The sequence below is a fragment of the Streptomyces sp. NBC_00239 genome, assembly GCF_036194065.1.
Taxonomy (GTDB): domain Bacteria; phylum Actinomycetota; class Actinomycetes; order Streptomycetales; family Streptomycetaceae; genus Streptomyces.
On record NZ_CP108095.1, the window covers coordinates 5108418 to 5134618 of the forward strand.

Annotated in this window: 21 protein-coding genes and 1 tRNA gene; 19 read left to right on the forward strand and 3 right to left on the reverse strand. The window is 72.8% G+C overall.

Annotated features, from left to right (window positions below):
- Window positions 1-206 precede the first annotated feature (206 nt).
- On the forward strand, window positions 207-488 hold the full coding sequence (locus tag OG764_RS22475; protein ID WP_069811080.1) for an HU family DNA-binding protein: 282 nt from the start codon (window positions 207-209) through the stop codon (window positions 486-488).
- Window positions 489-625: 137 nt separating this feature from the next.
- Here OG764_RS22475 and murA read toward each other — a convergent pair whose 3' ends face one another.
- The gene (murA, locus tag OG764_RS22480) at window positions 626-1972 is read right to left on the reverse strand and encodes a UDP-N-acetylglucosamine 1-carboxyvinyltransferase (protein ID WP_328970216.1); all 1347 of its coding nucleotides are present in this window, start codon (window positions 1970-1972) and stop codon (window positions 626-628) included.
- Window positions 1973-2236: 264 nt separating this feature from the next.
- On the opposite strand from murA, the gene OG764_RS22485 reads away from it, so the two are divergent.
- The 12 genes from OG764_RS22485 (at window position 2237) to OG764_RS22540 (ending at window position 17871) form a co-directional block, all read left to right on the forward strand.
- Window positions 2237-2797, forward strand: a complete 561-nt coding sequence (locus OG764_RS22485; RefSeq protein WP_328970217.1) for a YqgE/AlgH family protein — start codon at window positions 2237-2239, stop codon at window positions 2795-2797.
- 29 nt (window positions 2798-2826) lie between these two features.
- Window positions 2827-3114: a DUF3039 domain-containing protein gene (locus OG764_RS22490; RefSeq protein WP_328970218.1), complete on the forward strand. Its 288-nt coding sequence runs from the start codon at window positions 2827-2829 to the stop codon at window positions 3112-3114.
- 162 nt (window positions 3115-3276) lie between these two features.
- Window positions 3277-4986, forward strand: a complete 1710-nt coding sequence (locus OG764_RS22495) for a beta-N-acetylhexosaminidase (RefSeq protein ID WP_328970219.1) — start codon at window positions 3277-3279, stop codon at window positions 4984-4986.
- A gap of 338 nt (window positions 4987-5324) precedes the next feature.
- Entirely contained in the window at window positions 5325-6200 is an 876-nt protein-coding gene (locus tag OG764_RS22500; protein ID WP_328970220.1) for an FAD binding domain-containing protein, read from the forward strand.
- Window positions 6197-8680, forward strand: coding sequence for a 2Fe-2S iron-sulfur cluster-binding protein (locus OG764_RS22505; protein WP_328970221.1), 2484 nt, complete (start codon window positions 6197-6199; stop codon window positions 8678-8680). Before OG764_RS22500 ends, OG764_RS22505 begins: the two co-directional genes overlap by 4 nt.
- Complete coding sequence (locus OG764_RS22510) at window positions 8677-11022, forward strand: xanthine dehydrogenase family protein molybdopterin-binding subunit (protein ID WP_328970222.1); 2346 nt, start codon at window positions 8677-8679, stop codon at window positions 11020-11022. The genes OG764_RS22505 and OG764_RS22510 overlap by 4 nt, the downstream gene beginning before the upstream one ends.
- Window positions 11023-11172: 150 nt before the next feature.
- Complete coding sequence (locus tag OG764_RS22515; RefSeq protein WP_328970223.1) at window positions 11173-11715, forward strand: hypothetical protein; 543 nt, start codon at window positions 11173-11175, stop codon at window positions 11713-11715.
- Window positions 11715-13184 (forward strand): WXG100 family type VII secretion target, encoded by a 1470-nt coding sequence (locus tag OG764_RS22520; RefSeq protein WP_328970224.1) that lies wholly within the window; start codon window positions 11715-11717, stop codon window positions 13182-13184. The genes OG764_RS22515 and OG764_RS22520 overlap by 1 nt, the downstream gene beginning before the upstream one ends.
- 109 nt (window positions 13185-13293) lie before the next feature.
- The gene (gene mycP, locus OG764_RS22525; RefSeq protein WP_328970225.1) at window positions 13294-14367 is read left to right on the forward strand and encodes a type VII secretion-associated serine protease mycosin; all 1074 of its coding nucleotides are present in this window, start codon (window positions 13294-13296) and stop codon (window positions 14365-14367) included.
- A 28-nt stretch (window positions 14368-14395) separates the two neighbouring features.
- Window positions 14396-14788: a hypothetical protein gene (locus OG764_RS22530; protein WP_328970226.1), complete on the forward strand. Its 393-nt coding sequence runs from the start codon at window positions 14396-14398 to the stop codon at window positions 14786-14788.
- A gap of 12 nt (window positions 14789-14800) precedes the next feature.
- A complete protein-coding gene (locus OG764_RS22535) occupies window positions 14801-17161 on the forward strand; it encodes a hypothetical protein (protein ID WP_328970227.1) in 2361 nt (786 codons plus the stop codon).
- Between the two features lie 254 nt (window positions 17162-17415).
- Window positions 17416-17871, forward strand: a complete 456-nt coding sequence (locus tag OG764_RS22540) for a hypothetical protein (RefSeq protein ID WP_328970228.1) — start codon at window positions 17416-17418, stop codon at window positions 17869-17871.
- Window positions 17872-17934: 63 nt separating this feature from the next.
- On the opposite strand, the gene OG764_RS22545 is transcribed toward OG764_RS22540, so the two are convergent.
- Window positions 17935-18009: transfer RNA gene (locus tag OG764_RS22545), tRNA-Cys, on the reverse strand.
- Window positions 18010-18302: 293 nt separating this feature from the next.
- Between OG764_RS22545 and OG764_RS22550 the strand changes: the two genes are divergently transcribed.
- The 6 genes from OG764_RS22550 (at window position 18303) to OG764_RS22575 (ending at window position 24809) form a co-directional block, all read left to right on the forward strand.
- Window positions 18303-19844, forward strand: coding sequence for an MFS transporter (locus tag OG764_RS22550; protein WP_328970229.1), 1542 nt, complete (start codon window positions 18303-18305; stop codon window positions 19842-19844).
- 32 nt (window positions 19845-19876) lie between these two features.
- Complete coding sequence (locus tag OG764_RS22555; protein WP_328970230.1) at window positions 19877-20074, forward strand: plasmid mobilization protein; 198 nt, start codon at window positions 19877-19879, stop codon at window positions 20072-20074.
- Window positions 20074-20442, forward strand: coding sequence for a type II toxin-antitoxin system death-on-curing family toxin (locus OG764_RS22560; RefSeq protein WP_328970231.1), 369 nt, complete (start codon window positions 20074-20076; stop codon window positions 20440-20442). Before OG764_RS22555 ends, OG764_RS22560 begins: the two co-directional genes overlap by 1 nt.
- A 169-nt stretch (window positions 20443-20611) precedes the next feature.
- A complete protein-coding gene (locus tag OG764_RS22565) occupies window positions 20612-22396 on the forward strand; it encodes a DEAD/DEAH box helicase (RefSeq protein ID WP_328970232.1) in 1785 nt (594 codons plus the stop codon).
- Window positions 22397-22892: 496 nt separating this feature from the next.
- Complete coding sequence (locus tag OG764_RS22570) at window positions 22893-23534, forward strand: IclR family transcriptional regulator (RefSeq protein ID WP_328970233.1); 642 nt, start codon at window positions 22893-22895, stop codon at window positions 23532-23534.
- A 477-nt stretch (window positions 23535-24011) separates the two neighbouring features.
- Window positions 24012-24809 (forward strand): S16 family serine protease, encoded by a 798-nt coding sequence (locus OG764_RS22575; protein WP_328970234.1) that lies wholly within the window; start codon window positions 24012-24014, stop codon window positions 24807-24809.
- On the opposite strand, the gene OG764_RS22580 is transcribed toward OG764_RS22575, so the two are convergent.
- Window positions 24806-26188 (reverse strand): MFS transporter, encoded by a 1383-nt coding sequence (locus OG764_RS22580; RefSeq protein WP_328970235.1) that lies wholly within the window; start codon window positions 26186-26188, stop codon window positions 24806-24808. The two genes, OG764_RS22575 and OG764_RS22580, sit on opposite strands and share 4 nt — an antisense overlap.
- Window positions 26189-26201 lie beyond the last annotated feature (13 nt).

Sequence of the window (26201 nt, forward strand, 5' to 3'; positions counted from 1 at the left end):
CGGAGTGTCACCGCGGCGTGACGGTGGCGCTTTTCGTGTGACCCTGGCGGGTGCCGGATTGGCTTTCCCGCCGCTGGTGGGGGCAGGATGCGTAACCGGGCGCGAGGGTCTGACGTTCAGACCCGGGTCCGGGGACTGTCCGAGGACCCTGGCAGCATCGGCTTCGATCTCACGCCTCATAGGCAAGTTGAACACGGGAGTACAACATGAACCGCAGTGAGCTGGTGGCCGCTCTGTCCGAGCGCGCCGAGGTGACCCGCAAGGACGCCGACGCCGTTCTGGCCGCCCTCGCCGAGACCGTCGGTGAGGTCGTCGCCAAGGGCGACGAGAAGGTCACCATCCCCGGCTTCCTGACCTTCGAGCGCACCCACCGTGCCGCTCGCACCGCGCGTAACCCGCAGACCGGCGACCCCATCCAGATCCCGGCCGGCTACAGCGTGAAGGTCTCCGCGGGCTCCAAGCTCAAGGAAGCCGCCAAGGGCAAGTAAGCCCTGGTACGGCGTGCAGGCCTCTGGCGTGTAAGCAGTACGCAGTACGGCGAAAGGGCGGCCACCCGGACCGGGTGGCCGCCCTTTCGGCTTGCCTCGCGCCGCCGGCCGCACACGGCGGACGGCGGCGCGGTGGATCAGACGAGATCGCCGCCCGGCAGCTCGACCTTGGCGCCGAGCTCCACGAGCTTCTCCATGAAGTTCTCGTAGCCGCGGTTGATCAGGTCGATGCCGTGGACGCGCGAGGTGCCCTCGGCGGCCAGGGCCGCGATCAGGTACGAGAAGCCGCCGCGCAGGTCGGGGATGACCAGGTCGGCGCCCTGCAGCTTGGTGGGGCCGGAGACGACCGCCGAGTGCAGGAAGTTGCGCTGGCCGAAGCGGCAGGCGCTGCCGCCCAGGCACTCGCGGTACAGCTGGATGTGAGCACCCATCTGGTTGAGCGCGGAGGTGAATCCCAGCCGGGACTCGTAGACCGTCTCGTGGACGATGGAGAGGCCGGAGGCCTGCGTCAGGGCCACGACCAGCGGCTGCTGCCAGTCGGTCTGGAAGCCCGGGTGCACGTCCGTCTCCAGGGCGATCGCGTTGAGCGGGCCGCCCGGGTGCCAGAAGCGGATGCCGTCGTCGTCGATCTCGAAGGCGCCGCCGACCTTCCGGTACGTGTTCAGGAAGGTCATCATCGAGCGCTGCTGGGCGCCGCGCACGTAGATGTTGCCGCCGGTCGCCAGGGCCGCGGAGGCCCACGAGGCGGCCTCCAGGCGGTCCGGGAGCGCCTTGTGGTTGTAGCCGCCGAGACGGTCGACACCGGTGATCCGGATGGTCCGGTCGGTGTCCATGGAGATGATCGCGCCCATCTTCTGCAGGACGCAGATGAGGTCTTCGATCTCCGGCTCGACCGCGGCGTTCGACAGCTCGGTGACGCCTTCGGCCAGGACGGCCGTCAGCAGCACCTGTTCGGTCGAGCCGACGGACGGGTACGGCAGGCGGATCTTGCAACCGCGAAGGCGCTGCGGGGCCTCCAGGTACTGGCCGTCCTCGCGCTTCTCGATGGTCGCGCCGAACTGGCGGAGCACGTCGAAGTGGAAGTCGATCGGCCGGCCGCCGATGTCGCAGCCGCCCAGGCCCGGGATGAAGGCGTGGCCCAGACGGTGCAGCAGCGGGCCGCAGAACAGGATCGGGATCCGCGAGGACCCCGCGTGCGCGTCGATGTCGGCCACGTTGGCGCTCTCGACGTGGGTCGGGTCGAGCACCAGCTCGCCCGGCTCCTCGCCGGGGCGGACGGTCACGCCGTGCAGCTGCAGCAGGCCGCGGACCACGCGCACGTCGCGGATGTCCGGAACGTTGCGCAGACGGCTCGGTTCGCTGCCGAGCAGCGCGGCGACCATGGCCTTCGGCACGAGGTTCTTCGCGCCGCGGACCCGGATCTCGCCCTCTAGCGGGGTACCGCCGTGGACAAGCAGTACATCGTCACTGACTGTGCCGGTCATGAATCTCGCGTTCCGGAGAGGGGTGGGCAGGGGGACCAGAGAAAAGGGTAAGGGGCAGAGGCCCGCACTTTGTAAGGCTCACGGGGCTACAGGGGTGTCATGGATTTGCCACAGCACCCTCCGTACCGGAAGAACAGCGGAGTGTTGCCTTCCGCCTTCGTCGCGTCCGCGCGCTCCTCGCTGCTGCCGTGCGCCCTGAGCTGCATACGATCACGGACAGCCGTCCGCTCCCCCCGGAGGGCGAATATGCGGGATCATGTCGGCATGACCGAGGTGTCCTCGCTCACAGGGCGACTGCTCGTGGCCACCCCCGCACTCGCGGACCCGAATTTCGACCGTGCGGTGGTGCTCCTGCTCGACCACGACGAGGCGGGTTCCCTCGGCGTGGTCCTCAACCGGCCCACGCCGGTGGGGGTCGGCGACATCCTGCTGCCCTGGGCCGCGCTGACCGGCGAGCCCGGCGTGGTCTTCCAGGGCGGGCCGGTCTCCCTCGACTCCGCCCTCGGGGTCGCCGTCATACCGGGCGAGGACGGCCCGCTGGGCTGGCGCCGGGTCTTCGGCGCCATCGGCCTCGTGGACCTGGAAACCCCGCCCGAGCTGCTGGCCAGAGCCCTCGGCTCGCTGCGGATCTTCGCCGGCTACTCCGGCTGGGGCCCCGGCCAACTGGAGGACGAACTGGCCGAGGGCGCCTGGTACGTCGTCGAATCCGAACCCGGCGACGTCTCCTCGCCCGATCCCGAACGGCTCTGGAGGGCGGTTCTGCGGCGCCAGCGCAGCGAGCTCGCGATGGTCGCCACCTATCCGGACGACCCGTCGCTCAACTGAGCCCGCCCCGGCCCAGTACCCTGGCAGACATGAGCACTCTTGAGCCCGAGCGCGGGACTGGCACGGGGACCCTCGTTGAGCCGACGCCACAGGTGTCGAACGGTGACGGCGACCACGAGCGCTTCGCCCACTACGTCCAGAAGGACAAGATCATGGCGAGCGCGCTCGACGGGACCCCCGTCGTCGCGCTCTGCGGCAAGGTGTGGGTCCCGGGCCGGGACCCGAAGAAGTACCCCGTCTGTCCCATGTGCAAGGAGATCTACGAATCCATGGGACCCGGCGGCGACAAGGACAAGGGCGGCAAGGACAAGCAGTAGTCCGGCCCCGCCGCGGAAAGGCCCCCGGAGTGTGCGCAAGCGCACCCCGGGGGCCTTTCGCGTGCCGATAGGGTCTGCCGGAAAGCGCTCTGTGAAACACCCGTTGCACAGGGTGCAACACTGACGACGGATGCACCGTTCCTCCGGTGAAGGGCTGACCCGATGGATCTGATTCCGGCACCCCGCCTCCTGGCCCTGCGCGGCCCCGGCCACTCCTGCGAACTCGCCGACCCGTACCTGTACGCCGGACCCGGCACCGCGGCCACGGTCCGCTGGTTGCGCCGCGAACTGGGCGCCGCCACCGGCTGGACGCTGCCCGAGCGGCCGCTCGACGCCCCCCTCGAACCCGGGCGCGGGGCCATCCACCTCACCCAGGGCGCGCCCGGCGGCGCGGCCGGGCCGGACCTCCGGGACGCGTCGGACCGCCACGGCGTGCCCGGCCCGGCGGGCCGGCCGGTGCCCGAGGGCCACCGGATCCTCGTCGGCCCGGACGGGGTCCGGCTCGAAGGCGCCGACCCGGCCGGGCTGTTCTGGGCCGCCCAGACCCTGCGCCAGATGCTCGGCCCCGACGCCTACCGGCGCGCACCGCTGCGCCCCGGCCGCACCTGGACGCTGCCGCAGGGCACCGTCGAGGACGCCCCGCGCTTCGGCTGGCGCGGCATGATGCTCGACGTGGCCCGGCACTTCACGCCCAAGGACGGGGTGCTGCGCCACCTCGACCTGCTCGCCGCCCACAAGCTCAACGTGCTCCACCTGCACCTGACCGACGATCAGGGCTGGCGCGTCGAGATCAAGCGGCACCCGCGGCTCACCGCCGTCGGCGCCTGGCGGCCCCGCAGCCGCTGGGGCCACCGGGCCTCCCCGCACTGGAACGACACCCCGCACGGCGGGTTCTACACCCACGACGACATCCGCGAGATCGTCGCGTACGCCGCCGAACGGCACATCCGGGTGGTCCCCGAGATCGACGTGCCCGGCCACTCGCAGGCCGCCATCGCCGCCTACCCGCACCTGGGGAACACGGACGTCGTCGACACCGCGAAGCTCGCGGTGTGGGACGACTGGGGGATCAGCCCCCACGTCCTCGCGCCCACCGACGCCGTCCTGCGGTTCTACGAAGGCGTCTTCGAGGAACTGCTGGAGCTGTTTCCCGCCGAGGTCTCGCCCTTCGTCCACGTCGGCGGCGACGAATGCCCCAAGGACCAGTGGCAGGCCTCGCCCGCCGCGCAGGCCCGGATACGCGAACTGGGCGTGGCCGGCGAGGACGGCCTGCAGTCCTGGTTCATCCGGCACTTCGACGGCTGGCTGGCCGCCCGCGGCCGCCGCCTCATCGGCTGGGACGAGATCCTGGAGGGCGGCCTCGCGCCCGGCGCCGCGGTCTCCTCCTGGCGCGGCTACGCGGGCGGCATCGCCGCCGCCGAGGCCGGCCACGACGTGGTCATGTGCCCCGAGCAGCAGGTCTACCTGGACCACCGTCAGGACGGCGGCCCCGACGAGCCGATGCCGATCGGCTACGTGCGCACCCTGGAGGACGTCTACCGGTTCGACCCGGTGCCGCCCAAGCTGTCCGCGGCGGCCGCGGCCCACGTGCTCGGCGCGCAGGCCAACGTCTGGACCGAGGTGATGGAGAACCAGGACCGGATCGACTACCAGGTGTTCCCCCGGCTGGCCGCCTTCGCCGAGACGGTCTGGTCGCACCTGCCGGAGCCCGCCGACCGCGACTGGCCCGGCTTCGAGGCCCGCATGACGGCCCATTACGCGCGGCTCGACGCGCTCGGGGTCCGCTACCGGCCGCCCGGCGGACCCCTGCCCTGGCAGCGGCGCCCCGGCGTACCGGGCCGCCCGATGGACGGAGTGCCCCCGGAGCGGTGAACCGCCGGGGGGCCGGCGACGGGTACGGCGGCGGATGCGGGCGGATGCGGTGCGGTTGTGGCGGGTGTGGTGCGGGTGCGGCGGCCGTGGGGCGGGACGTGCGCAAGTCACACAAGTCGCACCAACCGCAGTGAAAGTCGCTGAAGAGTGGCAAGCGGAACTCCGCGGCAAACCTGGGGGAAACCGGACTATCCCCCAGGTCACGGGCGAAGTTCCCCTAGTGGACCCTCGCGTCGGACGGCGCGGAACATGTGCCAGAGTTGCCACGTCCCGGCGGTGAGCACGTACCGTACGGCGGACAGGCGTGAGCGCCGGGACATCGGGAAGGGGCAGCTGGGTTGACCACGCACGCACCGCAGGCGGCGCAGTCCGTGACGCTGCCGACCTCGCTCGACGAGGCCGTGGCGGCACTCGCCGCCATGCCCGCCGCCGTGCCGGTCGCCGGCGGCACCGACCTGATGACCGCCGTCAACTCCGGGCTGCTGCGCCCCGCCGCGCTCGTCGGCCTCGGCCGGATCAGCGAGATCCGCGGCTGGCAGTACCAGGACGGGCACGCCCTGCTCGGCGCCGGCCTCACCCACGCGCGGATGGGACGCCCCGACTTCGCGGCCCTCATCCCGGCGCTCGCCGCCGCAGCGCGCGCGGCCGGGCCCCCGCAGATCCGCAACGCCGGCACCCTCGGCGGCAACATCGCCACCGCCGCGCCCGCCGGTGACACCCTGCCCGTGCTGGCCGCCCTGGAGGCCGTCCTCGTCATCGTGGGCCCCGGCGGCTCCCGGCGCGAGATCCCCGTCTCCCACCTGCTCGCGGGCCGCGAGATGCTGAGCCCGGGGGAGCTGATCGGTTTCGTCCGGGTGCCGCTGCTGCACGCCCCGCAGGTGTTCCTGAAGGCCACCGGCCGCACCGGCCCGGGCCGCGCCATCGCCTCCGTGGGCCTCGTCCTGGACCCGGCGCGCCGCGGGGTGCGCTGCGCGGTCGGCGCGGTTGCCCCGATGCCGCTGCGGCCCCTGGAGGCCGAGCAGTGGGTGGCCTCGCTGATCGACTGGGACGGCGAGCGCAGCCTGGCCCCGGAGGCGCTGGAGGCCTTCGGCGAGTACGTGGCGATGGCCTGCGTGCCGGATCAGGGGGATCCGGTTCCGCCCGCGGTGCTGCAACTGCGCCGGACGGTGGCCGTGCTGGCCCGGCGAGCTCTGGGAAGGGCCCTGACCTCATGAGTGGCAACGAGAACACGCACGGCGCCGGCACCGGCGACGCGCACGGCAACGGGCACGGCGACGCGCACGGCGAAGCCGCGTGGGGCTGGCAGCCGGTCCCGCACGGCGGCGAGTACGACTCGGACGCCACGGCCTTCGTGAAGCTTCCGCCGGAGATGCTCGGCGGCGTCGGCACCGGCGAGCCCCTGGCCGCGCCCGGCCACGGCTACGTACCGCCGGTGATCGTGCCGGTGGTGACCTCCGCCGCGAGCACCGACCCGGCCGCGACCGGGACCTGGACCCTGCCGGTGGGCGACCCCGTGCAGTGGCCCGCGGCGGCCGCCGCCGATCCGGCTCCCGGGGACGGGACCGACCGGGACCCGGGGGCGACCGCGGAATGGCACTTCGCCGAGGCGTCGGCGCCGGACCAGGCCCACACGGGCGAATGGTCGGTGCCGGTCGCGGACGGCGACCTGCCGGAGGAGTCCGGAGAGTACGCGCGCACCTCGCTGAGCCCCGAGTGGGCCCGCCAGGCCCCGGCCACCCTGCCCGGCGGCGCCCCGGCGCCGTGGGCGGCTGCGCTCGCGGCGGAGGCCGAGGCCGACGCGCCTCCGGCTCCGGCGGGGCAGGCGCACGCTGACAGCTTCGGCACGGACGCGTACGCGGCGCAGCCGCCGGCCGACGGCGAGGACGCGTACGGGCACCCCGCCCCGCAGGAGTTCGACGGCGTACGCGGCTACGTGGCCCCGCCCGCCGACTACACCGGCACCGCGGTCCGCCTCCCGGCCGAACCCGCCGGCTACCCGGCCTCCGGCCCCCCCGCCGACACCTACCCGACCGGCACCTTCGCCGGCCTGGCCGCCGAGGCCCTGGGCACCGCCGGCCACACCCCTCCGGCGGGCCACCCGCAGGAGGGCCACCTCCAGGAGGGCCACCTCCAGGAGGGGCACCTCCAAGAGGGGCGCGACACCGCCGCAGGACACCCTGCGCCGCAGGCGGCACCCTTCGCGGCCGCGGCGTCCTACCCGGCGGAGTCCCGCCCGGTCGCCGAGGCCTACCCGGCCGAGCCCCGCCTCGCCGCCGAGTCCTACCCGGACGGGTCGCGCCCGGCCGCGGATTCCTACCCCGCCGGGTCCCACCCCGGTGCGGAGTCCTACCCGGCCGAGCCCCGGCCCGCGGAGTCCTACCCGGCCGCCGCCTCGTACCCCGCGCCCGAGTCCTACCCGGCGGAGCCCTTCGCGGCGCCCGCCGGGCCGGACCCGTACTCCGCGCCGGCGCCGGAGTCGGCACCCGCCGCTGCCACCCGGCCCGAGGCCGAGCACCTCCGGGCCGAGCACCTTCCCCACCCGTCCGAGGCCCACGAGCTGCCCGGAGCCGGGGCCGGGGCTGACATCGCGGTCGAGGTCGAACCCGCGCAGGCGCAGGCGCTCGGGCAGGACTTCGGCGCGTCCCCGGCGCCCGCCGGTGAGCCGGCCGAGCCGGGCGGGACGCGGGTCGAGGGGCACGCGGCCGTCCCGGCCGACGGGGCACTCCCCGGAGAGCCGATCGCGGACGAGCCCGAGCCGGTCGCCCAGCCCGCCGGCGAGCCGGTCGCGGCGGCCGGGGCCGCCGGGGCCGTGGCGGTGCCCGGCGCGGCGCACGAGGCCGACGCGCCGTTGGACCCGGCGGGCGCTCCCGTGCCCGCAGCCGGAGCCGAAGCCGCCGACGTGGTCGCAGAGACCACCGGGACCACCGGGGCCACCGGGACCGACGACGCCGCGGACGCCGTGCCGGGCGCCGGGGAGGCCGACGCGGCGCCTGAGCCCCGCCCGGCGGCCGACGGCCACGGCGAGCACCCGTACGCCTCGTACGTGCTGCGCGTCAACGGCGCCGACCGGCCCGTCACCGCCGCCTGGATCGGCGAATCGCTGCTCTACGTGCTGCGCGAGCGGCTCGGCCTGGCCGGCGCCAAGGACGGCTGCTCCCAGGGCGAGTGCGGCGCCTGCGCCGTACAGGTGGACGGCCGCCTCGTCGCGTCCTGCCTGGTGCCGGCGGCCACCGCCGCGGGCAGCGAGGTCCGTACCGTCGAGGGCCTCGCCACCGACGGGGAACTCTCCGACGTGCAGCGGGCCCTGTGCGGCTCCGGCGCCGTCCAGTGCGGGTTCTGCGTACCCGGCATGGCGATGACCATCCACGACCTGCTCGAGGGCAACCACGCCCCCAGCGAGCTGGAGACCCGCCAGGCGCTGTGCGGCAACCTCTGCCGCTGCTCCGGCTACCGCGGGGTGCTCGAAGCCGTCCGCGAGGTCGTCGCCGGCCGCGAGGCCGCGCACGCCGCCGAGCATCCGGACGGCGAGTCCGCGGCCGCGTCGGCATCGGCCTTCGGCGCCCCCGAGCTCGCACCCGAGTACGCCCCCGAGGCGCGCATCCCGCACCAGGCACCGCCCGGCGCGGGCGGCGTCCACCGCGAACACGGCCACGAACACGAGCACGACCACGGAGGCATGGGAGGCATGGCGTGAGCAACGACGCGGCCACGGCGACGCCCGACGCGACGGCGACCGCGATCGCGACGGCCACGGCCGGAGCACACGCGGACGCGGCCGCCGCCGAGCCCCGGGGCCTCGGCGAATCCGTCATGCCCACCGACACCCGCGCCAAGACCGAGGGCACCTTCCCGTACGCGGCCGACCTGTGGGCCGAGGGCCTGCTCTGGGCCGCCGTACTGCGCTCCCCGCACGCGCACGCCCGGATCCTCTCCGTGGACACCACGGCCGCCGCCGCCATGCCCGGCGTGCGGGCCGTGGTCACCCACGCCGACGTGCCCGGCGCCCCCACCCACGGCCGCCGGATCGCCGACCGGCCCGTCTTCGCCCACGACGTCGTACGCCACCACGGCGAGCCCATCGCCGCGGTCGCCGCCGACCACCCCGACACCGCCCGCCTGGCCGCCGCCGCGATCACCGTCGAGTACGAGCTGCTCGCCGCGGTGACCGACCCGGAACAGGCCTTCGGCGCGGCGCCGCTGCACCCCGACGGCAACCTGATCCGGCACATCCCGCTCAGCTTCGGCGACCCGGAGGCGACCGGCGAGGTCGTCGTCGAGGGCCTGTACCGGATCGGCCGCCAGGACCCCGCGCCCATCGGCGCCGAGGCCGGCCTCGCCGTGCCCCGCCCCGACGGCGGCGTGGAGATCTACACCGCCTCCACCGACCCCCACGGCGACCGCGACGTGGCCGCCGCCTGCTTCGGCCTGGAACCCGACCGCGTCAAGGTCGTCGTCACCGGGGTCCCCGGCGCCACCGGCGACCGCGAGGACCCCGGCTTCCAGCTGCCGCTCGGCCTGCTGGCCCTGCGCACCGGCTGCCCGGTCAAACTCGCCGCGACCCGCGAGGAGTCCTTCCTCGGCCACGCCCACCGGCACCCCACCCTGCTGCGCTACCGCCACCACGCCGACGCCGACGGACGGCTGGTCAAGGTCGAGGCCCAGATCCTGATGGACGCGGGCGCGTACGCCGACGCCTCGTCGGAGTCGCTGGCCGCCGCGGTCGCCTTCGCCTGCGGCCCGTACGTCGTCCCGCACGCCTTCGTGGAGGGCTGGGCGGTCCGTACGAACAACCCGCCGTCCGGCCACGTCCGCGGCGAGGGAGCGATGCAGGTCTGCGCCGCGTACGAAGGCCAGATGGACAAGCTGGCCGCCGCACTCGGCCTCGACGGCGCCGAGCTGCGGCTGCGCAACGTCCTGGCCACCGGCGACCTGCTGCCCACCGGCCAGACCGTCACCTGCCCGGCGCCCGTCGCCGAACTGCTGCGCGCGGTCCGCGACTTCGAACTCCCGTCGCTGCCCAAGGACACCCCCGAGTCGGACTGGCTGCTGCCCGGCGGCCCCGAGGGCGCGGGCGAGCCCGGCGCCGTGCGGCGCGGCGTCGGCTACGGCGTCGGCATGGTCCACATGCTCGGAGCGGAGGGTACCGACGAGGTGTCCACGGCCACCGTCAAGGTGCACGACGGCATCGCGACGGTCATCTGCGCGGCCGTCGAGACCGGCCAGGGCTTCAGCACCCTCGCCCGCCAGATCGTCCAGGACGTCCTCGGCGTCGACGAGGTCGCGGTCGCCCCGGTCGACACCGACCAGCCGCCCGCCGGACCCGCCGCGCACGGCCGCCACACCTGGGTCTCGGGCGGCGCCGTGGAACGCGCCGCCAAGATGGTCCGTACCCAGTTGCTCCAGCCGATGGCGCACAAGCTCGGCATGTCCACGGAGCTCCTCCAGGTCGCCGACGGCAAGATCACCTCGTACGACGGGGCCTTCACGACCACCGTGGCCGAAGCGATGGAGGGCAAGGAGCTCTGGGCGACCGCCCAGTGCCGCCCGCACCCGACCGAGCCGCTCGACGGCGCCGGGCAGGGCGACGCGTTCGTGGGCCTGGCCTTCTGCGCGATCCGCGCGGTCGTCGACGTCGACATCGAGCTGGGCTCGGTGCGCGTGGTCGAACTCGCCGTCGCCCAGGACGTCGGCCGGATCCTCAACCCCCGGCAGCTGGCCGCCCGCATCGAAGCGGGCGTCACCCAGGGCGTCGGCGCCGCGCTCACCGAGAACCTGCGCACGGCCGGCGGCCTGATCCGCCACCCCGACCTGACCGGCTACGCCCTGCCGACCGCGCTCGACGCCCCGGACATCCGGATCGTCAAGCTGGTCGAAGAGCGGGACGTGGTGGCCCCGTTCGGCGCGAAGGCGGCGAGCGCGGTCCCCGTCGTGACGGCCCCGGCGGCGGTCGCCTCCGCGGTCCGCGCGGCCACCGGACGCCCCGTCAACAGGCTCCCGATCAGGCCCTCCGCGGCCGTGGCGGCCCCCAACTCCTGACCGTGTGACGTCCATTGCACCTGCAACCCCGGAGTGGGGACTGTCGGCGGCGCTCGCTACAGTGATCCAACGGGCCGCGGGGCAGTGATCCAACGGTCTGCGGGGACGCGGGGACGCGGGGACGCGGGAAGACGGGGACGGGGACCGAGGATGGCAGTGGCAGACGGGACGGGCGGCTTCGGCCTGGGCGGCGGCTTCGGCCTCATCCCGCTCGCGGGGCCGGCGGGCGCGGTGAGCACGCAGGCGCAGGCGCTGGCGGTCGAAGCCGAGTCCATGACCAAGTACAAGCAGCGCGTGGACGAACTCCTCGACCGGCTGGAGGGCTCGCAGGCGGCCCCGGCGAAGCTGGCGGACGGCACCCTCCCTTCGGGTGACCTCGGCAGCGGCTTCGGCGAGGCGGACATCCTCTCGGCGGCGTACGACACCGTCCACACCGAACTGAAGAGCCTGTCGAAGGCCCTCGCGGTGCAGATCGAGGCCCTGAGCATCGCCGTGGAGTCCTCGCGCGTCGGCTACCAGAACATGGACGACGAGGTGAAGGAGCGCATGCGGCGCCTGCACGCGGACGCCGAGAAGCGCTACGACCCGCAGCGCGACCCGTACGAGCGCGAGAAGGCTGCCGACGGCGGCAGCCACCAGCCCGCACAGACCCCCGCCCCGGACCACGGCAGCACGTCGGGAGGCTCGTTCTGATGGCCACGAACTTCGAAGGACACTCGCACCGCGAACTCCTCGCGATGATCGCCTCGGTCAACCCGGAGACGGTCACGGCCCGCGCCACCCAGCTGATCGAGGCCGCCAAGACGATCCGCGAGATCGGCGGCGAGCTGAAGCACTACCGGGTGGAGGGCTGGGAGGGCGAGGCCGCCGACGCGTACGAGCAGTGGGTCAACCGCACGGGCAACGCGACGCTGGCGCTCGGCGACTACAGCCAGACCGGCGGCGACTGGATGCAGCGCGCGGCGCAGACCATCGTCGAGGTCAAGGCGAACATGCCGGCGTACGACGCGTCGGCGGCCGCCGACCTGGACGCGGCCCGCAAGGCCCACCACGACCCGGACGCACCGGCGACTGCCCGCGAGGCGACGTCGAAACTCGACGGCGACCACGAGCGGGCCGTCCAGCAGATGACGAAGCTGGCGCAGTCGTACGAGGCGTCTTCGACGCAGATGAACCGGGCGGAGGCCCCTACGTTTCCGCCGCCGCCGGCGACGTTCGTACCGCGCGACGACAAGTACGGGTCGGTGGACATCCAGCGTCCCGGTGGCGATTCCGGGGACGGCTGGGGGTCGGGGTCCGGGTACGCGCCAGGGACCGGTGGCGGATCTGGGTCCGGATCTGGGTCCGGACCCGGTGGCAGTGACGGTGGAGCGGGCGGACGTATGCAGCCGCCGACGCTGCAGCCCGGTCACACCGCGCCGCCTGTCGGTGTGGTCCCGGACCGTGATGTCGACGTGGACCTGGACCATGTGGCGACGAAGCCCGAGCGGACCGCGCCTCCGGCGACCGGTACGCCTCCGGGTGGCGGGACGCATCCGGGCGGTGGCACCCCTCCGGGTGGTTCGACCCCGCCCGTGCTGCTGCCGCCGAGTACGGGACGACCCGTCGGGATGCCGCCGGCCGGAGGCATCCGACCGGCTCCGGCGCCCGGCCCGGGAATCCCCGGAACGCCGGGAGCTCCGGGCGGCCGGGTCGGCGGGGCGGTCCCGCCGCCCAGGGACTCCGGCATCGTGGGCGGACGCCAGGTGCCGACGGCCAAGGGCCCCGCTTCGGGGATCCCGCGGGGCACGGTCATCGGCGGCGAGTCCGGTGTGGCCGCCGGCATGGGCCGGGGCGCGGCAGGATTCTCCTCCGGGGCAGGCGTCGGTGCCGGTGGCAGCCGGGCGGGCATGGGAGGGGTCTCCGGCGGACGTCCGGTCGCGTCCGCAGGCCCGGGAGCCGTACGGGGCATGAACGTAGGCGCAGGCGCCATCGGCGGGACCGGTCGTACCGGCGTGACGGGTGGGACGGGTGTGACCGGAGGAGCCGGGATGCGGCCCGCCGGCTCGACTGCCGGCGGGAAGCAGCGCGAGGACCGCAAGGGCCACCGCCCCGGCTACCTCGCCGAGGACGAAGAGACCTGGCAGGCAAGCCGACGGGTCGTCCCGCCGGTGATCGACTGAGCGGAACGGACTGTTCGAGATGCGTATGCGTAGAGCTTCCGCGGCCCTTGCGGGCCTGTTGCTGGCCGGGGTTGCGGCTGCCCCGGCCCATGCGGAGAGCATTCGCTCGATGCAGTGGCATCTCGACTCCATGCAGGCCGAGGAGATCTGGCAGACCAGCAGGGGCAGGGGCGTCACGGTCGCCGTGATCGACACCGGAGTCGGCGAGTTGCCGGAACTGGCCGGGCAAGTACTGCCCGGGAAGGACTTCGCACGGGCATCGGGCGACGAGCGCGATGACTACCGGGGGCACGGCACCGGCATCGCCGCGCTGATCGCCGGAACGGGCAAGAGCACGGGCGGGGACGGTTCGTACGGCCTGGCGCCGGAAGCCAAGATCCTGCCGCTGAGGGTTTCCGAAGGCGGAGCCGGTGAAGGACTGCACCAGTCGACTGCGGAGGCGATCCGTTTCGCGGCGGACTCGGACGCCAAGGTCCTGAACATCTCCTTTGGTGGCATCGGGGCGAGCGACACGCTCGATGCCGCGGTCAAGTACGCCGTGGACAAGGGAAAACTGATCTTTGCGGCCGTGGGCAACGAAGGCGAGACGACCAACGAGGTCATCTACCCGGCCGCGTCGCCGGGCGTGGTCGGTGTCGCAGCCGTCGACCGGAAGGCCGATGCCACCAGCGAGTCACAGCACGGCGCCCAGGTGGATCTGGCGGCGCCCGGCACCGACATCGTGACGGCCTGTCTCGGGAAGACGGGACTCTGCAAGACGCACGGCACCAGCGACGCCACCGCGCTCGCCTCCGCTTCGGCCGCGCTCATCTGGGCCGAACATCCCGACTGGACCAACAACCAGGTGCTGCGGGTCATGCTGAACACGGCCGGCAAGCCGCGCGACGGCGTCGGGCGGAACGACTACGTCGGGCACGGAGTGGTTCGGCCGCGTATCGCGCTCACCCGTCCGGGGGACCCGGGGCCGGCCGACGAGTTCCCGCTGCCCGAGCTCGCCGCGGCCCAACCCGGTGGCACGCCGTCCCCGGCCGGCGGTTCGGCGGCGCCGGCCGCGCCCGGGCCGGTCACCGAGGCCCCGGCCGACGACCGCACCGGGCTGTACCTTGCCCTCGGCGCCGGTGCCGCCGTACTCCTCGGCGCGGCCGTCGCCGTGGCCGTCGTACGAAGCCGCCGGAACACCTGACAGGCAAGAGACGGAGGGGGAGAGCCGGATGTCCTTCGAACAGGAGTGGTCGAGCGCCCGCAGCGCCGCCGGTTCGCGGTCGGCGGCGGGGGCCGGACGCGCGGACCTGAGCGTCGACGGCGACGAGCTCGGCGCGATCGGCAGCGCCGCGTACGCCCTGTACCAGCGGCTCACCCGGGACGGCGACCACGCCCGCCCCGCCACCTTCGACGCGTCGCTCGCGCTGACGAACACCGGGTTCCGGAGCGGGCCCGCGCTGCTCACGGTCCACGACCGGTGGAACACCCAGCTGCGCACCCTCCTCGACGCCTGCGCGAACATCTCCAACCACCTGGACCACTCGGCGGCCTCCCACGCCAAGGAGGAGGCGGACATCGTGGCCGCCCTCTCCGCCTCCAAGATCGATACGCACTTCACTTAGGGGAGGCACCGGATGCTGAAGTTCGCCGACGTCTACGAACTCAAACTCGGCACCCTGCGGGAGGCCGTGACCGACTGGGCCGCCATGGCGGGCAAGCTGGAACGGCTGGCCGCCGACAGCCGCAGCGGCATGCTGGCCCGGGCGAAGACGGCCGACTGGCGCGGGGTGAACGCGGACGTCACGCAGCCCTTCATCGCGAAGACGGCGAAGGAATTCGACGACGCGGCCGCGGCGGCCCTCGGGATCCGGCGGATCCTGGAACAGGGGCACGCGGCGTTCAAGACCGCGCAGGACGGGCTGAAGAAGATCGTCGAAACGGACGCACCGGCCGCCCGGCTCGTCGTGGACACCACGACCGGCGAGGTCCGGGCCAGGGATCCACTGTCCGCTCACCCCGAAGCGCGCAACGACCCCGAGTACGACACGCTGCTCCGCAAGGAGGCGGCGGCCGTCACGGAGCTGCGCCGCCGGATCGACGTACTCCTGGAGACGTGCGACGACGCCGACCAGGCGGTGTCGCGGGCGCTGCGGGCCAACATCACCGAGGAAGAGCACCAGTTCAGCGCGCCGAAGTACGACAGCCTCGACGCGCAGGAGGCGCGGCGGGCGGCCCTGCTCGCCGCCAAGGGGCGCGACCTGACCCACCGGGAGCTGGTCGAGCTCAACGAGCTGCTCCGCGACAACCAGGGCGCGGCCGCCTTCTCGACGGGCTTCTACCAGGCGCTCGGCGCGCGCGGATCGCTGGAGTTCTTCGGGCAGCTGGCAACGGACACGTACGACCCGTACGGCGAGGTCAAGCGGCAACGACTGGGCGACGTACAGGAGTTGCAGCGCAACCTCGGCCTGAACCTCGCCACGGCCACCGACCCGGGCCACCGGCCGCACCTGCCGGACGCGTTCGCGCAGGAACTGCGCCGGCTCGGCGCCGAACGGATCCCCCTCGGCCGGCACGACGCGAACCCGCCCTTCGGGTACCAGCTCCTCGGCGGCATCATGCGGTACGGGAACTACGACCGCCGGTTCCTGGTCCCGATTGCGGAACACGCCGTCCAGATCCAGGCCCAACACCCGGCCTTCTTCGCCGAGTCCCGCCACATCACCGGCACCCCCCGAAACCTCCTGAACCCCTCCGGCCTCAACGGCTCCGGCTACGACCCGGTCAACAGCTTCCTGGAAGCGATGGGGCACAGCCCGGAGGCGGCACGGGAGTTCTTCGACCCCAGCGAGCCGCCCCAGGCATACGCCATGGACGGCACGGCGCGCGCCGGAGAGCCGGACCTCGGGAAGGGCGCGGACGGCAAGCCCATCACCCACTACCTGGACTACTTCGCCAACGAGAAGTACACGACCATCGCGGACACGGAGAGCACGAACCCCGACTACTACGCGATCACCGCCCGCACCTACATGCCGGACGCCCTCGGCCACGCCCTGGAGGCGGCGACCTTGGGCCACCCGTGGGACGACCCGCGTTCCGGGCTTCACCGGACTGAGGAGGGGGCGCGTGTCATGGAAGCGGCTGTGGTCACGTGGGGAGGGGACGTAGCTCTACTCAAGCGGCATGAGGCGCTGTCCGACAGCCTGGCCAACATGACGGCCGGGTACATCGACGACATCAACCGATCGATCGCCTACGAGTCTGACGGGAGCGTTTTCGACCCCCGGCAGGGCGAGACTGGACGCCTGACGCTTGCAAGGGAAGACGCGCGGAACCTGCTCACTGCGCTCGGTCAGCACCCCGATGCCTACGCAACGGTGTCCACGGCGGGGCGGGTCTACGCCGCGACGGTGCTCGAAACTCAGGGTTTCCACGATGGCCAGATCGACGAAGGGCAGGCGCGAGCCTCCATCCGCACGACAGCGGAGGTGCAGGGGCTGCTCGACGCATCCCGTGCCGAGCAGGTCCGAGCGGAGGGGGAAAAGTTGCACGAGGACTACGAAAAGGCGCACCAGGAGCGCGCCGCGTGGATCGAATTCGGCACCACCGCGGCCGTCGGGGCCGGTGTGGCGTTCCTGCCCGTCACGGCTGCGGCGGCGGGGGCGACTGCGATCGTCGTGCCGCTCGCCGTGGACGTGGGCAGTGGAGCGGTGGAACAGGCAGCCTCGTCCGTCATCGGAGACTGGTCCGACAAAGCGGTCGAGGACCACAAAGATGCGACCGAGGCCAGTGTGCACGCCACGAATAGGGAGATGTACCAGGCGGGTGAGCGCAGTGCCGAGGCGCCGATGCGGGTCTTCATGCGCAGGCACGACATCAATCCGAACAGCAACTTCGGCAACGACCTGATCGAATCCATGCATGATGGCTATGAGGTCGGAAACTCCAGGGCCGTCCAACAAGGACATCAGCCGGAGACCGGGGAGTCGCGCTAATGGGTGGGCAGGTGCGGCAATTTGGCTTGCTCGTGGTCATTGGGCTGGGATCCTGTTTCTGGCTCGCTGCCTGCTCTTCGGCTTCGGATAAGGCTCCTAACCTGCCACCTCGCGAGATTTTCGTCTCGGCTGAGCAAGTATGTCCTGGTCTTTTCGTTGGCGCCGGCGCTAAGGCCTTGGGGCGAATCCTTGACTCCTCGGAGTTCAGGAACCGAGACGAGGAGGGGAGCGCGGGCGCGGATCTGGTGGCGCAGATGATGCAGAACGCCTATCGTGCCGGCAAGGCGATTCGTGACAGTCCGGAGCCGGAGTGTGAAGTTTCCGGCCCTGTGCAGGAAATCAGCTCGAACCGCGCTTGGCCGACCGCAAGCCTGCGCTTTAGTGCCTTCAGTAAGCGCGGTGACATCGAAGGACTGCCGTCGAGCAGGCGAGGAACCAGGTTCAGGATCGATGGTGGCAATGCCCAGCTCAACTTCGACTGTGTCAGTTCGCGAGTGAGGTCGACGCCTGCTATTCCACTCACGGTCAGGGTCGGCTTCACCGACCAGTGGACCCCTCGCAAGGGAGCTGTCGGCCGGGAGTACCCGAAGGACGTTGCAGCCGTCCTCCACTCCGCAGCAACCTCGGTCGCCCGGAAACTGGAGTGCAGCGACAACGGCGGACTCCCCGCCCGGAGTGAAGACCTGAAGGCGGTTCCGCCGCGCAAATGAGGGCGGCCGAGCAGCCTCGGACGACGAACGGTCTCCTCACTCAAAGGTGAGGAGACCGTTCAGTGGAGGCCGTGACCGGAATCGAACCGGCGTGCCCAGCTTTGCAGGCTGGTCCCTCAACCACTCGGGCACACGGCCGGGTGTGTGGTGGTGATGTCCTTGACGGTAGGGGGCGGCGGTAACGGCCGGAAGGGGAAAGGGCGGTGTGCAATGCGACTGCCATGCCGCGTTCACAAGCACCCCCGCTGGGACGCGCCCCCCGCCTCCGCCTCCCCGCCCCCGTCTCCCCGCCCCCGCCTCCCCCCTCCGCGTCTGAAAGCCTGAAGCCCCGCCCCGCCCCCGCCCTAGGGCTGTCGGCCTAGGGCGGGAGGCGCTGGGAGATCGGTCGCAGGACAGGGGCGTTCCTGGTCTGTGGCCCTTACTCTGGGGCGATGACCGCCCCCCTCAAGCCGAACGGCCCCGACACCGATCACGCCGATCACGCCGATCACGCCGATCACGCCGATCGCGCCGCCGACGACTCCGCCGTATCCGATGTGCACATACGGCCGCAGGGCGGCACCGGTGGCATTCTCGGGGCCGCGCACCGGGCCCTGAGCATCGGGATCATCACCGTCGTCTTCCTCATCGCCTTCGAGGCGACCGCCATCGGCACCGCCATGCCGGTCGCCGCCCGGGAGCTCGACGGGGTCGGGCTGTACGCCTTCGCCTTCTCCGCCTACTTCACCACCAGCCTCTTCGGCATGGTGCTGGCCGGCCAGTGGTCGGACCGGCAGGGGCCGCTGCGCCCGCTCGCCGTCGGCATCGCGAGTTTCGCCGCCGGGCTGCTGCTGTCCGGGACGGCGGTCACGATGTGGCTGTTCGTGCTCGGCCGGGCGGTCCAGGGGTTCGGCGGCGGGCTGGTCATCGTCGCGCTGTACGTCGTGGTCAGCCGCGCCTACGACGAACGCCTGCGCCCCGCGATCATGGCGGCCTTCGCCGCGAGCTGGGTGATCCCCTCGGTGGTGGGCCCGCTCGTCGCCGGGACGGTCACCGAACACATCGGCTGGCGCTGGGTGTTCCTCGGCCTGCCGGTGCTCGTCGTCTTCCCGCTGGCCCTCGCGCTGCCCGCGATCCGGCGCACGGCGTCGGGGCCGGCCGACCCCGAGGCCCCGCCCGTCCCGTTCGACCGCCGCCGGATCCGGCTGGCGCTGGGGATCTCGCTGGGCGCCGCGCTGCTCCAGTACGGGGCCCAGGACCTGCGCTGGCTCTCGCTGGTGCCGGCCCTGGCAGGGCTGGCGCTGCTGGTGCCCGCGGTCACGGGCGCCAACAGCCTGATGCCGAAGGGCACGTACCTGGCCGCGCGCGGGCTGCCGTCGGTGGTGCTGCTGCGCGGGCTGGCGGGCGGGGCGTTCATCGCCGCCGAGAGCTTCATCCCGCTGATGCTGGTGACCCAGCGCGGGCTGAGCCCCACGCTGGCCGGCCTGTGCCTGGCCGGGGCCGGCGCGACCTGGGCCTTCGGGTCGTGGGTGCAGGCGCGGCCGCGCCTGGAGCGGCACCGGGAGCCGATGATGGCGGGCGGCATGGTGCTGGTGGCGGCCTCCATCGCCGTCGTGCCGACCGTGCTCATCGAGGCCGTGCCGGTGTGGGTGGTGGCGGCGGCCTGGTCGCTGGGCTGCTTCGGCATGGGCCTGGCCGTCACGTCCACGAGCGTGCTGCTGCTGAAGCTGTCGCCGCCGGCGGAGGCGGGCGCGAACTCCGCGGCGCTCCAGATCTCCGACGCGCTCGCCAACGTCGTGCTGCTCGCGGGCGGCGGGGCGGCCTTCGCCGCGCTGGGCGGCGGGGCGGTGGGCGGGGCCGCCCACCAGGCCGCCGAGGGCGCCGCCGGCGCCTCCCACCCCGCCGCGTTCGTGGCCGTCTTCCTCCCGATGGCCGCGGTCGCCCTCCTCGGCGCGTGGGTGTCCACCCGGGTGCTGCCCCGCGTAAAGAGCTGACACCGCCTGGTACCACGCGGTACCGTCATGTCATGGCTGGTCTCAATGTCAGATTCACCGAAGAAGAGCTGGACGCCCTGCGCGAGCGCGCGGAAGCGGAGGGTCGCAGCATGCAGTCCTTCGCACACGATGCGGTGCTCAGGGCCATAAACGAACACTCCCGGCTCTTCAACGAGGCGGCGGAGCACGTCCTGAAGGCAAGCATGGAGCTGAACCGGAGGCTTGCCTGATGCACTACCTCACGCTTCCCGAGCTCCTGAATCTCGCGAAGCGTCTCGGGGCGGACGAGGTTCGCGACTACGGGCTGCTCGACTCGGCCCTCGCGCGCCCGCAGGCGAGTGTGTTCGGCCAGGACGCCTATCCGGACATCTGGGAGAAGGCGGCGGCGCTGATGGAGTCGCTGGCCAGAAACCACGGGCTCGTGGACGGGAACAAGCGCATCGCGTGGTACGCGACCTGGGTGTTCCTGCACATGAATGGACATCCGCTCGACGCGGGCTTCGACGTGGACGAGGCCGAGCAGTTCGTCCTCGACGTCTGCCAGGGAGCCCTGGACGTCCCCAAGATCGCCACGAAACTCCCGAGGTTCGCTCGCTGACACCCGGAACTCGCTGACACCCGGATGTGACCCTCGCCGCACGCCCCGAGGTCACGGGCCTGTCCCGCCCGCGGGGGTGGGCGGGCCCCGGTAAGGTGGCCCGGTTGTCCTACGTACGACTGCCCGTACCCCTGCACGACCGTACGGCGAGAGAACCGAACCGGAGACCGTGACTACTACCGCCTCCCACCACCTCTCACCCGCCTTCCCCGGCCGCGCCCCCTGGGGTACCGCCAGCAAGCTGCGTGCCTGGCAGCAGGGTGCCCTGGACCGGTACATCGAGACGCAGCCGCGCGACTTCCTCGCGGTCGCCACCCCCGGCGCCGGCAAGACCACCTTCGCGCTGACCCTCGCGTCGTGGCTGCTGCACCACCACGTCGTGCAGCAGATCACCGTCGTCGCGCCCACCGAGCACCTGAAGAAGCAGTGGGCCGAGGCCGCCGCGCGGATAGGCATCCGGCTGGACCCCGAGTACTCGGCCGGTCCGCTGAGCCGCGACTACCACGGGGTCGCCGTCACGTACGCCGGTGTCGGCGTGCGGCCGATGCTGCACCGCAACCGCTGCGAGCAGCGCAAGACGCTGGTGATCCTCGACGAGATCCACCACGCGGGCGACTCCAAGTCCTGGGGCGAGGCCTGCCTGGAGGCCTTCGACCCGGCCACCCGCCGGCTCGCGCTCACCGGTACGCCTTTCCGCTCCGACACGAATCCGATCCCTTTCGTCGCGTACGAGGAAGGGAATGACGGAATCCGGAGATCCTCCGCCGATTACACCTACGGCTATGGGAATGCTCTCGGCGATGGGGTGGTTCGTCCGGTTATTTTTCTGTCCTACAGCGGCAATATGCGCTGGCGGACGAAGGCCGGAGACGAAATCGCGGCCAAACTCGGCGAGCCCATGACCAAGGACGCCATCTCGCAGGCCTGGCGCACCGCGCTCGACCCGCGCGGCGACTGGATGCCGAACGTGCTGCGCGCCGCCGACCAGCGGCTCACCGAGGTCAGGAAGGGCATCCCGGACGCCGGCGGGCTCGTCATCGCCGCGGACCAGGACTCGGCCCGCGCGTACGCCAAGCTGATCCGCGAGATCACCGGCACCAAGGCCACCGTCGTCCTCTCCGACGATGCGGGCGCCTCGAAGCGGATCGACGACTTCAGCGGCAGCAACGACCGCTGGATGGTCGCCGTCCGCATGGTGTCCGAAGGCGTCGACGTGCCCCGGCTCGCGGTCGGCGTGTACGCCACGACCATCTCCACCCCGCTCTTCTTCGCGCAGGCCGTCGGGCGTTTCGTGCGCTCGCGCAGGCGCGGCGAGACCGCCTCGGTGTTCCTGCCGACCATCCCGTACCTGCTCGGCTTCGCCAACGAGATGGAAGTCGAGCGCGACCACGTGCTCGACAAGCCCAAGAAGCAGGGCGAGGAAGACCCGTACGCCGAGTCCGAGAAGGAGATGGACGAGGCGAACAAGCAGGAGGACGAGGACACCGGCGAGGACGAGCAGATGTCCTTCGAGGCGCTGGAGTCCGACGCCGTCTTCGACCGGGTGCTGTACGACGGCGCCGAGTTCGGCATGCAGGCGCACCCCGGCAGCGAGGAGGAGCAGGACTACCTCGGCATCCCCGGTCTGCTGGAGCCGGACCAGGTGCAGATGCTGCTGCAGAAGCGCCAGTCCCGGCAGATCGCGCACAGCCGACGCAAGCCGGATTCCGAGGCCGACCTGCTGGAACTGCCCGCCGAGCGGCGGCCCGTCGTCTCCCACAAGGAACTGCTGGAACTGCGCAAGTCGCTCAACACGATGGTCGGCGCGTACGTCCACCAGAGCGGCAAGCCGCACGGGGTGATCCACACGGAGCTGCGCCGGGTGTGCGGCGGCCCGCCGAGCGCCGAGGCCACCGCCGGGCAGCTGCGCGAACGCATCAAGAAGGTGCAGGAGTGGGCCACGCGGATGCGGTGACCTGCCGGGTTCTGCGGGCCTGCGGGCCCGCGGGTCTGTGGTGCGCGGCTCCGCGGTTCGCGGTTTCGCGGGAGGTTTCGTCCGGCCGGAGGGGCCGGCGGGTCTGGAGGGTCCTCCGAACACCGCCCGCCGCCCCGCCCGTCCGTGGCCCGGTGGGGCGGGCGGTTCCATTCAGTGGATTCGCTCGCTTTCGAACGCCCGCGTCCGCGGTAATGGAGCTGTAAAGGCGAGGTGGAGGGAATGGGTCCGAACCTCGCCGGTACTGGTCCCGAAGCGGCGCAAATTGCTCGCCGACGCCCGGATTCTGGACGAGGGCTTCCGCTCAGCGGGACCCGCTCGCTACATTCCCCGGAATGAAACGCCCCGTGGCAGCGCCGCCGCGGAGCGCAGCCGGGCATTTGGCCTAACCGGCGGCCTCTCCGTGCGTCGCCGATGGGACCGGCAGCGCTTCCCCCGTGAGAGCCCCCCGCCGCTCACCGAAAGAGGGAGAGGCGTCGTGACCGCGGAAACCTCCCAGACGCTCGACCGGGGACTGCGCGTCCTCAAACTTCTTGCCGACACCGACCACGGACTGACGGTCACCGAGCTCTCGAACCGGCTCGGCGTCAACAGGACCGTGGTCTACCGACTGCTTGCCACGCTGGAGCAGCACGCGCTCGTCCGCCGGGACCTCGGCGGCCGGGCCAGGGTCGGGCTCGGCGTACTGCGGCTGGGCCGGCAGGTCCACCCGCTGGTCCGCGAGGCCGCGCTGCCCGCGCTGCGCTCGCTCGCCGAGGACATAGGTGCGACCGCCCACCTCACCCTCGTGGACGGTACGGAGGCCCTCGCGGTCGCCGTCGTCGAACCGACCTGGACCGACTACCACGTGGCCTACCGGGCCGGGTTCCGGCACGCGCTGGACCGCGGTGCGGCCGGCCGGGCCATCCTGGCCGCGCGGCAGGGCGCCCTGTCCGAACCGGGTTACACGCTCACGCACGGCGAACTGGAGGCGGGGGCCAGTGGCGCTGCCGCGCCGTTGGTCGGCATCACCGGGCTGGAGGGGAGCGTGGGTGTCGTGATGCTCGCGGACGCCGTGCCGGAGCGGGTGGGGCCGCGGGTCGTCGACGCCGCCCGAGAGGTGGCCGACGCCCTGCGCTGACCTCCCCCGGGCGACGCCCGCCCCCTGCCCACGCCCTGCGGGCAACCTCCAGCCTTGTTCGGCGCCCTGGGGGCACAACGCCCTGGCGGGCAACGTCCGGCCTTGTTGGGCGTCCTGGGGGCACAACGCCCTGGCCGGGCAACGTCCAGCCTTGTCGGCGCTGCGTGCGGCAACCCCCAGCCTCGTCGGCGTTTGAGGCGCGGGTCCGGGCGGAGCCCGGTAATGCTGCGCAACCCTCAGCCTCGCCGGCGTTTGAGGCGCGGGGTTTGGGGCGGAGCCCCAAGCAACCCGGCTGGCGCCGGGCACCGGGCTCCGCCCGGACCCGCGCCTCAAACGCCGGCGAGGCTGGTAACGCCCCGGGCGTCAGTGGGGGCGCGGGATTGCCGGCGAGGCTGGTGATGCCCCGGGCACCGGCGAGGCCGGCAGTGCCTCGGGCGTCCGCGAAGCGGAGGGGGTGGGGGCGGCTAGATTGGCGGGGTGCTCTCACGCCTCACACGTCTGCCCCGCCCCACGGCCCTCGCACTCTGCGCCGTGCCCGTGCTCGCGCTGCTCGCCGTCGCGGCCCTCGCCCCGCTGCCGTTCGCGCTGGCGCGACCCGGCCTGACGGCGGACGTGCTCGGCTCACAGAAGGGCAAGCCCGTCATCACCGTCGCCGGTGCGCCCGTCCGCGAGACGACCGGCCAGCTGCGGATGACCACGATCCTCGCGACCGGGCCGTCCACCGACGTACGCCTGGGCGAGCTGGTCGACAGCTGGTTCCGCAGCGACCGGGCGGTCCTGCCCAAGGAATCGGTCTATCCGACGGGCGATTCCGACAAGGAGATCGAGCACCACAATCTGGCGGAAATGGAGAAGTCGCAGTCGGCTGCCGCCCAGGCCGCGCTCGGATACCTGCACAAGGATCCGAAGACGGTGAAGGTGGACCTGGAGCTCGCCGACGTCGGCGGCCCGAGTGCCGGACTGCTGTTCTCCCTCGGCATCGTCGACAAGCTCGACGGCGACGGCAGCGGCGGCGACCTCACCGGCGGCCGCTCCATCGCCGGCACCGGCACCATCACCCCGGACGGCGAGGTCGGCGCCGTCGGGGGAGTGGCGCTGAAGACGCAGGCCGCCAAGCGGGACGGCGCGAGCGTGTTCCTCGTACCGAAGGCGGAGTGCTCGGACGCTGAATCCGAACTGCCCGCCGGGCTGCGGCTGATCCCCGTGACCACGCTGACGGACGCGGTCTCCTCGCTGCGCGCGCTGAGCCGCGGCGGGAAGGTCCCTAGCTGCTAGCTGCCAGCAGCTGGCTGCCGGCTGCTGACGGGCGCCGCGTCCGCGGGCTCCGGCCGGGATGACGGCCCCGGCCCCGGATCCGGCCCCGGCTGCGCATGCGCGGCGGGTCCGTCGTGCGGTGCGAGCGGTGCGTCGAGGCCCCGCCAGGCCGGGAAGACGACCGGGCTGAGCGTGGCCAGCAGGTAGCAGCCGCCGAGTGCCAGCAGGGCGGTGGTCAGGCCGGCGCTCTCCACCAGCAGGCCCGCCGCGAGCCCGCCCAGCGGCATGGCGAGCTCGCAGCCCGCCGTGGTCACGCCCGCGACCCGGCTGCGCAGCCCGTCCGGCACCAGCCCGTAGAACACCGTGGACAGGATCGGGTTGAGCATGCCCGCCCCGAGGCCGGCCAGGGCCATGGTCACCGCGAGCGGCAGGGTGGTGTCGGTGAAGGCCGCGACGGCCCACCGAGGGGGCCCGCAGATCAGGAAGGCCGCGGCGAACACCGCCCGCCGCGGGAAGCGCTCGCCGACGGCCCCGTAGAGCAGCGCACCCAGCAGTGCGAAGCCGCCGAACAGGGCGACCAGCAGCCCCAGTTGGGTGGCGCCGCCGAGCGCGTCCCGGGCGTGCACCGGCAGCAGTACGGAATTCCAGGCCTGGTCCAAGCCGTTGGTGGCCATCACCATCACCGTGGAGCCCAGGATCAGCCGGTTGCGCAGCAGGAAGAGGTACCCCTCGCGCAGTTCGGCGCGGTACGCGGCGAACGAGACGGCCCCCGCGCCCGGCCGCGGCTCCGCCGCCCGGATCCCGCGCACCCCGAGCGCCACCAGCGCCGCCGACACCGCGAAGCTGGCCGCGTCCACGATCAGTACGACCTCCGCGCCCAGCGCCACGATGAGTACGCCGGCCACCGCGGCACCGATCATCCGCGCGCCGCGCGACACCGCGTCGTACAGGCTCGCGGCCCGCGTCAGAGAGGTCCCGGCGTGCTCGGCGAGGTCCGGCAGCATGACGTTGCGCGCGGTCAGCCCGGGCGTGTGGACCAGGCCGCCGACCGCCATGAGGGCGCACAGCATCCAGAACTCCAGCACCCCCGCGTAGTGCAGGAGCGGGATCGCGCCGACCGACAGGCCGCACACGAGGTCGGAGAGGACGGAGACCCGGCGCCGGCCGATCCGGTCGATCACCGGGCCGCCGGCCAGCGCGGCCACCACGACCGGCAGCGTCGCGCAGAAGGCGACGATCCCGGCCCGGCCCGCGCTGTCCGTGGTCTGCAGCACGAACCACGGCACGCCGATGAGCGTGAGTGAACTCCCGGCTATGGAAATGGTGTTGGCGGTCAGAATGGCGGCGAAAGGCCGCCGCGCCGCGCCGCTCGCCGCCGCGGTTCCCCCCTGGCGGATCATGACGTCGTTGCCC